Below are 6,413 nucleotides of genomic sequence, written 5' to 3'. Positions count from 1 at the left end.
CCGGAGGACCTTGAGTCCCACGGCGACGACGGCAGCGATCGCCAGGGCAATCACCGCGACGGCGGCGGCGGTGAGCAGGGGAGAATCCGGCATGGTGCCAGCCTACCGCCGGGGTTCCTTTCGGCGGCCGGGGGCGCCGTTTGGCGCAGCGTCGGGACCGCTGAGCGACGCAGGCCGCCCCGGCTGTGGCAGGTAACCCGCGCCACAGTGCACAGTGATTGCAGTCACATCAGCAGGATGGGTTGCAGGGCGCGTCCCGCGCAGACCACGGCAGCCGGTGTGGACTCACCAGTCTCAATGAGGAGGAACCGATGGGTCACGACGCCCAAGAAACGGACGCTGCGGCGGCCGTGGACTTCAAGGAAGTCCAGTCGACGGAGCAGTTCCAGGAACTGCGCACACGTCACCGCAGCTTTGTCTTCCCGCTGTCCATTGCCTTTCTGCTCTGGTACTTCGCCTATGTCCTGCTGGCCGACTACGCGGTGGGATTCATGTCGATCAAGGTTTGGGGCAACATCAACGTCGGCCTGATCCTTGGCCTGCTGCAGTTCGTCTCCACGTTCGCGATCACCGGCTGGTACGTCAGCTATTCGAACCGCAAGCTGGACCCCATTGCCTCCGAGATCCGCCAGGAAATCGAGGGGCACGAATTCGACAAGCACGGCAACCCGGTTGGGGGGACAGCAAAATGACACTCATGGTTCCCGCAGTAAACGTTGCGGATCTCAAGGACACCACCCTGCTGAACATGGGCATCTTCGCCCTCTTCGTCGCGATCACCATGGTCATCGTGATCAGGGCCAGCCGCAACAACAAGACGGCAGCCGACTACTACGCCGCCGGACGTTCCTTCACAGGCCCGCAGAACGGCACCGCCATCGCCGGCGACTACCTCTCCGCAGCGTCCTTCCTCGGCATCACCGGAGCCATCGCCATCAACGGCTACGACGGCTTCATGTACTCCATCGGCTTCCTCGTCGCCTGGCTCGTCGCCTTGCTGCTTGTCGCCGAACTGCTCCGCAACACCGGCAAGTTCACCATGGCCGATGTCCTCTCCTTCCGGCTCAAGCAGCGCCCCGTGCGCATCGCGGCGGCCATCTCCACGCTGGCCGTCTGCTTCTTCTACCTGCTGGCCCAGATGGCCGGTGCCGGCAGCCTCATCTCGCTGCTCCTGGGCATCAGCGACTGGGGCGGACAAGCCCTGGTGATCATCGTCGTCGGCGCCCTGATGATCATGTACGTCCTGATCGGCGGCATGAAGGGCACCACCTGGGTGCAGATCATCAAGGCCATGCTCCTGATCGCCGGAGCCGCTGTCATGACCTTCTGGGTCCTCGCGATCTACGGCTTCAACCTCTCGGACCTGCTGGGCGGCGCGGTGGAAACCTCGGGCAACCCGAACCTGCTCAACCCGGGACTGCAGTACGGCAAGACCGAGACCTCCAAGGTCGACTTCCTGTCCCTCGGCCTGGCCCTGGTACTCGGCACCGCAGCCCTGCCGCACGTGCTGATGCGCTTCTACACGGTTCCGACCGCAAAGGAAGCCCGAAAGTCCGTGGTGTGGTCCATCTGGCTCATCGGCATCTTCTACCTGTTCACCCTGGTCCTGGGCTACGGCGCAGCTGCGCTGGTGGGTGCCGACACCATCAAGGCCGCCCCGGGCGGCGTCAACTCGGCCGCGCCGCTGCTCGCCTTCCACCTCGGCGGTCCGCTGCTCCTGGGCTTCATCTCGGCGGTGGCCTTCGCGACCATCCTGGCCGTCGTCGCCGGCCTGACGATCACCGCGGCGGCATCCTTCGCACACGACATCTACGCCAGCGTCATCGCCAAGGGGAAAGCCGACGCCGCCACCGAGGTCAAGGTTGCCCGCCGCACCGTGGTGGTGATCGGGCTGCTGGCCATCGCCGGCGGCATCTTCGCCAACGGACAAAATGTCGCGTTCCTCGTGGCGCTCGCCTTCGCCGTGGCTGCCTCCGCCAACCTTCCGACCATCCTCTACTCGCTGTTCTGGCGCCGGTTCACCACCCAGGGAGCCCTGTGGAGCATGTACGGCGGATTGTCCGCGGCCATCATCCTGATTGCGCTCTCCCCGGTGGTTTCCGGGGCCAAGACGTCGATGATCCCCGGCGCCAACTTCGCCATCTTCCCGCTGAGCAACCCGGGCATCGTCTCCATCCCGCTCGCGTTCTTGCTGGGCTGGCTGGGCACCGTCCTGGACAAGCGGAAGGAAGACGCCACAAAGCAGGCCGAAATGGAGGTCCGTTCCCTGACCGGGGTGGGCGCCGAGAAGGCTACCAACCACTAGAAAGGCCGCACCAACAGAGAAGCTCCCGTGCAGCAGCACGGGAGCTTCTCCCATGGATGGGCGCCAGCTTGGACTGGGTTTTCCGAGGTCAGCGCTGGGGCCTCAGCCGAATGTTCACCATCTTCAGTTCATCGTGGCCCTCGAAGCGGTAGGCCAGTTCCACGCTTTTCGTGTCGCAGTCGATCGTTCCGGCGACGTCGGCGGCGTTGGAGCCGTTGTTGGAGCTGACGTTGAGGGTTGAAAAGTTCGGTTTGCAGCTGCCGTCAAGCTCCAGGCTCTGCACGCCCGCGGCGAACTCTTCCGGGGAAATCTTACGCATGAGGGCCGGATCCAGGTACTTCTCGTAGGCGGTGCTGACCTCGCCGGCGATGATCAGCTTCGTGAAATCGTCCGCGATGCCCCGTGCCTGGTTGGTGGCTCCGCCCACCACGTTGAGCAGGACGACGACGCCGGCACTCACCAGCAGGAGCACACCGCCGACGATCCCGAGGACAATCCACAGGGCCTTGCGGCTCTTTTTCGGGGGCGGCTGGGCGGCGCCGCCGTAGTAGGGCGGCGGCTGCCCCGGCCCGCCGTAGTACGGAGGTGCGCCGCCGCCGGGTGGCGGGTAGCTGGGAGCCGCGCCGGTCGCGGGTGGCGGGTAGCTGGGTGCCGCGTAGTTGGGCACCGCGGCGTCGGCGGGGGGCCCGGGCGGCGGGGCGTAGTACGGAACGGGCGGCTGGCCGGGCGCCGGGTGGCCGGCTGCAGGCTCATGCCCGGGCTGCGGCGGTACCGGGCGGTGTGGTTCCTCGGGACTGCTCACGGTTCAAGCCTTTCCGGCAGTCCAGACAAGCCACTGCCTGTTGCACTGGGCCGCGTGCGCAGACCCAAGGACTCAGGGGGACCCAACGGACACAGCCTAGCGCCGCGGCCGCCCACGGCACAGATGAAAAGCGGATCAGTTATCGGCGGATCCGCGCTCCAGCAGGGGCTGGATCCGGAACGGGATCAGCTCGCCCATCGCCAGTGCGGTATCGGTCCGGTCCACGCCGTCGCACGCCAGTATCTTGCCGTTGATCCGGAACAGGTCCTCGGCGTCGAGCGCCACCACCCGCAGGAGCAGATCGGCCGAGCCCGTCAGGCCGTAGCCCTCCAGGATTTCCGGAATCCCGGCGAGCTCGACGGCGAGGGGTCCGAGCTTCTGCTGCTGGACGTGGACGGAGATGAAAGCCATCAGCGGGTATCCCAGGGACACCGGGTTGATCCGCCGCTCGAAGGAGAGGAACACGTGCTTCTTCTCCAGCTGGGCCATCCTGGCCTGCACCGTATTGCGCGAGAGTCCGAGCTTCTGGGCGAGGGCAACCACGGTCCSCCGGGGGTCCCGSGCCATSGCCGAAAGCAGKCGRGTGTCAGTGCCATCCAAGGYTTGCATAATGCGCAAGATTAGCACGGTTGACGGATGCCAAACAGGGCATAATGCTCAACATTTTTGCGGGTGGTTGTACCCGATGAGCATTGTGAGTAGGGTCACAATTATCCGGGGCAACGGCGCCCGGGCGGCTGGCGCGCCGCGGGATCACGAGTCCTGCGAGTTCCGGTCAGACGACGTCAGAAGGTGCGGACAACAGTGTTTACCGACGACGCGGGCAAGGGCGGCATTGCCGCCGGGGGCCCCGGAAACAGTGAAAATTCTATGAGGCGGACGGGCGGCGACCTCGTCCAGCTCATCACCCCGGCGGGCGAGCGCATCAGCCATCCCGAGTTCGATCCCTGGCTCCAGGACGTCAGCGATGAGCAGCTCTGCGCGCTCTATGAGGACATGGTGGTCATCCGCCGGATCGATGCCGAAGCCACGGCCCTCCAGCGGCAGGGCGAACTGGCACTGTGGCCGCCACTGCTCGGCCAGGAAGCATCCCAGATCGGCTCGGCCCGCGCCCTCCGCGAGGACGATTTTGTCTTCCCGAGCTACCGCGACAACGGCGTCGCCTACTGCCGGGGAGTGAAGCCGGAGGACCTCGTCCGTGCCTGGCGGGGCAATGCCTCCGCCGGCTGGGACCCGTTCACCGTCAACGTTGCCACCCAGCAGATCATCATCGGTGCGCAGAGCCTGCACGCCACGGGCTACGCCATGGGCATCCAGAACGACGGCGCCGACTGCGTCGCCGTGGCCTACTTCGGCGACGGAGCCACGAGCGAAGGCGACGTCAACGAAGCCATGGTCTTCGCCGCGAGCTTCCAGGCGCCTGTCGTCTTCATCTGCCAGAACAACCACTGGGCCATTTCCGAACCCGTCCGGCTGCAGTCCCACATCCAGCTCGCGGACCGCGCCTCAGGCTTCGGCATCCCCAGCATGCGGGTAGACGGCAACGATGTCCTCGCCGTCATGGCAGCCACCCGCATTGCCCTGGACCGTGCCCGGCGCGGCGGCGGCCCCACCTTCATCGAGGCCGTGACCTACCGGATGGGCCCGCACACGACGGCGGACGACCCCACCCGCTACCGGGATGCCAACGAACTCGAGGACTGGGCCGCCAAGGACCCGATCAGCCGGATGAAGTCGCTGCTCGAGCGCAAGGGACTGCTGACCGCGGACCTTGAGGCCGCCGTCGCCGCGCAAGCTGACGCAGTGGCCAAGGAACTCCGGGCCGGGACCATCAACATGCCCGAGCCGCAGCCGCTGGATATCTTCAAGCACGTGTACAGCACGCCCAACTCCTGGCTGGACCGCCAGCAGGAGCACTACTCCCGTTACCTGGCTTCCTTCGGCGATCCCGCAGAAGCCGCTTCTGAAGAAGGTGCACGCTGATGACGCAGATGACCTTTGCCCGAGCCATCAATTCGGGCCTGCGCAAGTCCCTCGAAAACGATCCCAAGGTGGTCCTGATGGGCGAGGACATCGGCGCCCTTGGCGGCGTCTTCCGTGTCACGGACGGGCTGCAGAAAGACTTTGGGAAGCACCGCGTCGTGGACACCCCGCTCGCCGAGTCCGGCATCATGGGCACCGCCGTCGGCCTGGCATACCGCGGCTACCGTCCGGTGGTGGAGATCCAGTTCGACGGTTTCATCTACCCGGCGTTCGACCAGATCGTCAGCCAGGTCGCCAAGATGCACTACCGCACCCAGGGCGCCGTCAAGATGCCCATCACCATCCGCGTGCCCTTCGGCGGCGGCATCGGCTCGCCGGAGCACCACTCGGAATCGCCCGAGGCCTACTTCACCCACACCTCGGGGTTGCGCGTGATCAGCGTGTCCAACCCCCAGGACGCCTACACAATGATCCAGCAGGCCATCGCCTCCGACGATCCCGTCCTGTACTTCGAGCCCAAGCGGCGCTACCACGACAAGGGCGAGGTGGACGAGAGCGTCGACCTGAGTTCTGCCTTGTCCATGGAAAAGGCCCGCGTTGTCACCGAGGGCACGGACGTCACCCTCGTGGCCTACGGCCCGCTCGTCAAGACCGCCCGCGACGCCGCCCTGGCGGCCGCCGACGAAGGCATCTCGGTTGAGGTCATCGACCTGCGCTCGCTGGCACCACTGGACTTCGCCACCCTTGAGGCCTCGGTCCGCAAAACCGGCCGTCTGGTCATCACGCACGAGGCCAGCCAGTCCGGCGGCCTCGGCGCCGAAGTCGCCGCGAGCATCACCGAGCGCTGCTTCTACCACCTCGAGGCCGCTCCCGTCCGCGTGACCGGCTTCGATGTTCCCTACCCTTACTCCAAGCTGGAAATGCACCACCTGCCGGGCCTTGACAGGATTCTCGACGGCGTCGACCGTGCCCTCGGCCGCCCCAACTCCCTTAGCGGGCTGGAAGGATGAGCGCCACCATGATCAAGGAATTCAGGCTCCCGGACCTCGGCGAGGGACTGACGGAATCGGAAATCGTCGCCTGGAAGGTCGCGGTAGGGGACACCGTCACCCTCAACCAGATCATCGCCGAGGTAGAGACGGCCAAGGCCGTCGTCGAGCTGCCCTCGCCGTTTGCCGGCGTTGTCGCGGCCCTGCACGAACAGCCCGGCACCGTTGTTGAGGTCGGGAAGCCGATCGTCTCCTTCGAGATCGAGGGCGACGACGGCGCCGCCGGTTCCGCCGGTGCGGACGGGGCCGCGGCAGGCAAGCGTGAGCCGAACCT

At 66.1% G+C, this 6,413-nt stretch carries 7 protein-coding genes; 5 read left to right on the top strand and 2 right to left on the bottom strand.

The annotated features are described in order from the left end of the window. The first annotated feature begins 311 nt into the window (after positions 1–311). Entirely contained in the window at positions 312–692 is a 381-nt protein-coding gene (locus AC1D1S_RS18370) for a DUF485 domain-containing protein (RefSeq protein WP_026538258.1), read from the top strand. Next, positions 689–2,305 carry a solute symporter family protein gene (locus AC1D1S_RS18365; protein ID WP_476995122.1) on the top strand — a complete coding sequence of 539 codons (1,617 nt, stop codon included), beginning with the start codon at positions 689–691 and terminating at the stop codon, positions 2,303–2,305. The genes AC1D1S_RS18370 and AC1D1S_RS18365 overlap by 4 nt, the downstream gene beginning before the upstream one ends. Before the next feature lie 88 nt (positions 2,306–2,393). Here AC1D1S_RS18365 and AC1D1S_RS18360 read toward each other — a convergent pair whose 3' ends face one another. Beyond that, positions 2,394–3,107, bottom strand: a complete 714-nt coding sequence (locus AC1D1S_RS18360; RefSeq protein WP_243179623.1) for a hypothetical protein — start codon at positions 3,105–3,107, stop codon at positions 2,394–2,396. 135 nt (positions 3,108–3,242) lie between these two features. After that, a complete protein-coding gene (locus AC1D1S_RS18355; RefSeq protein ID WP_476995121.1) occupies positions 3,243–3,716 on the bottom strand; it encodes an Lrp/AsnC family transcriptional regulator in 474 nt (157 codons plus the stop codon). Positions 3,717–3,911: 195 nt separating this feature from the next. Between AC1D1S_RS18355 and pdhA the strand changes: the two genes are divergently transcribed. The 3 genes from pdhA to AC1D1S_RS18340 all read left to right on the top strand — a co-directional run. Further along, complete coding sequence (gene pdhA, locus AC1D1S_RS18350; protein WP_374706662.1) at positions 3,912–5,090, top strand: pyruvate dehydrogenase (acetyl-transferring) E1 component subunit alpha; 1,179 nt, start codon at positions 3,912–3,914, stop codon at positions 5,088–5,090. Continuing rightward, complete coding sequence (locus AC1D1S_RS18345) at positions 5,090–6,100, top strand: alpha-ketoacid dehydrogenase subunit beta (protein WP_243179622.1); 1,011 nt, start codon at positions 5,090–5,092, stop codon at positions 6,098–6,100. Before pdhA ends, AC1D1S_RS18345 begins: the two co-directional genes overlap by 1 nt. Continuing rightward, positions 6,097–6,413, top strand: a 317-nt coding sequence (locus tag AC1D1S_RS18340; protein ID WP_476995120.1) for a biotin/lipoyl-containing protein, incomplete at its 3' end; no start/stop codon positions are given. The genes AC1D1S_RS18345 and AC1D1S_RS18340, both read left to right, overlap by 4 nt.

Source organism: Arthrobacter sp. P1_A5, assembly GCF_056406825.1.
This window is presented reverse-complemented; position numbering and strand designations above follow the sequence as displayed.

Bases quoted from the DNA above. Each gene is read 5' to 3' on its own strand.
- AC1D1S_RS18345 (WP_243179622.1), top strand. From the start codon at position 5,090: ATGACGCAGATGACCTTTGCCCGAGCCATCAATTCGGGCCTGCGCAAG.
- AC1D1S_RS18370 (WP_026538258.1), top strand. From the start codon at position 312: ATGGGTCACGACGCCCAAGAAACGGACGCTGCGGCGGCCGTGGACTTC.
- AC1D1S_RS18365 (WP_476995122.1), top strand. From the start codon at position 689: ATGACACTCATGGTTCCCGCAGTAAACGTTGCGGATCTCAAGGACACC.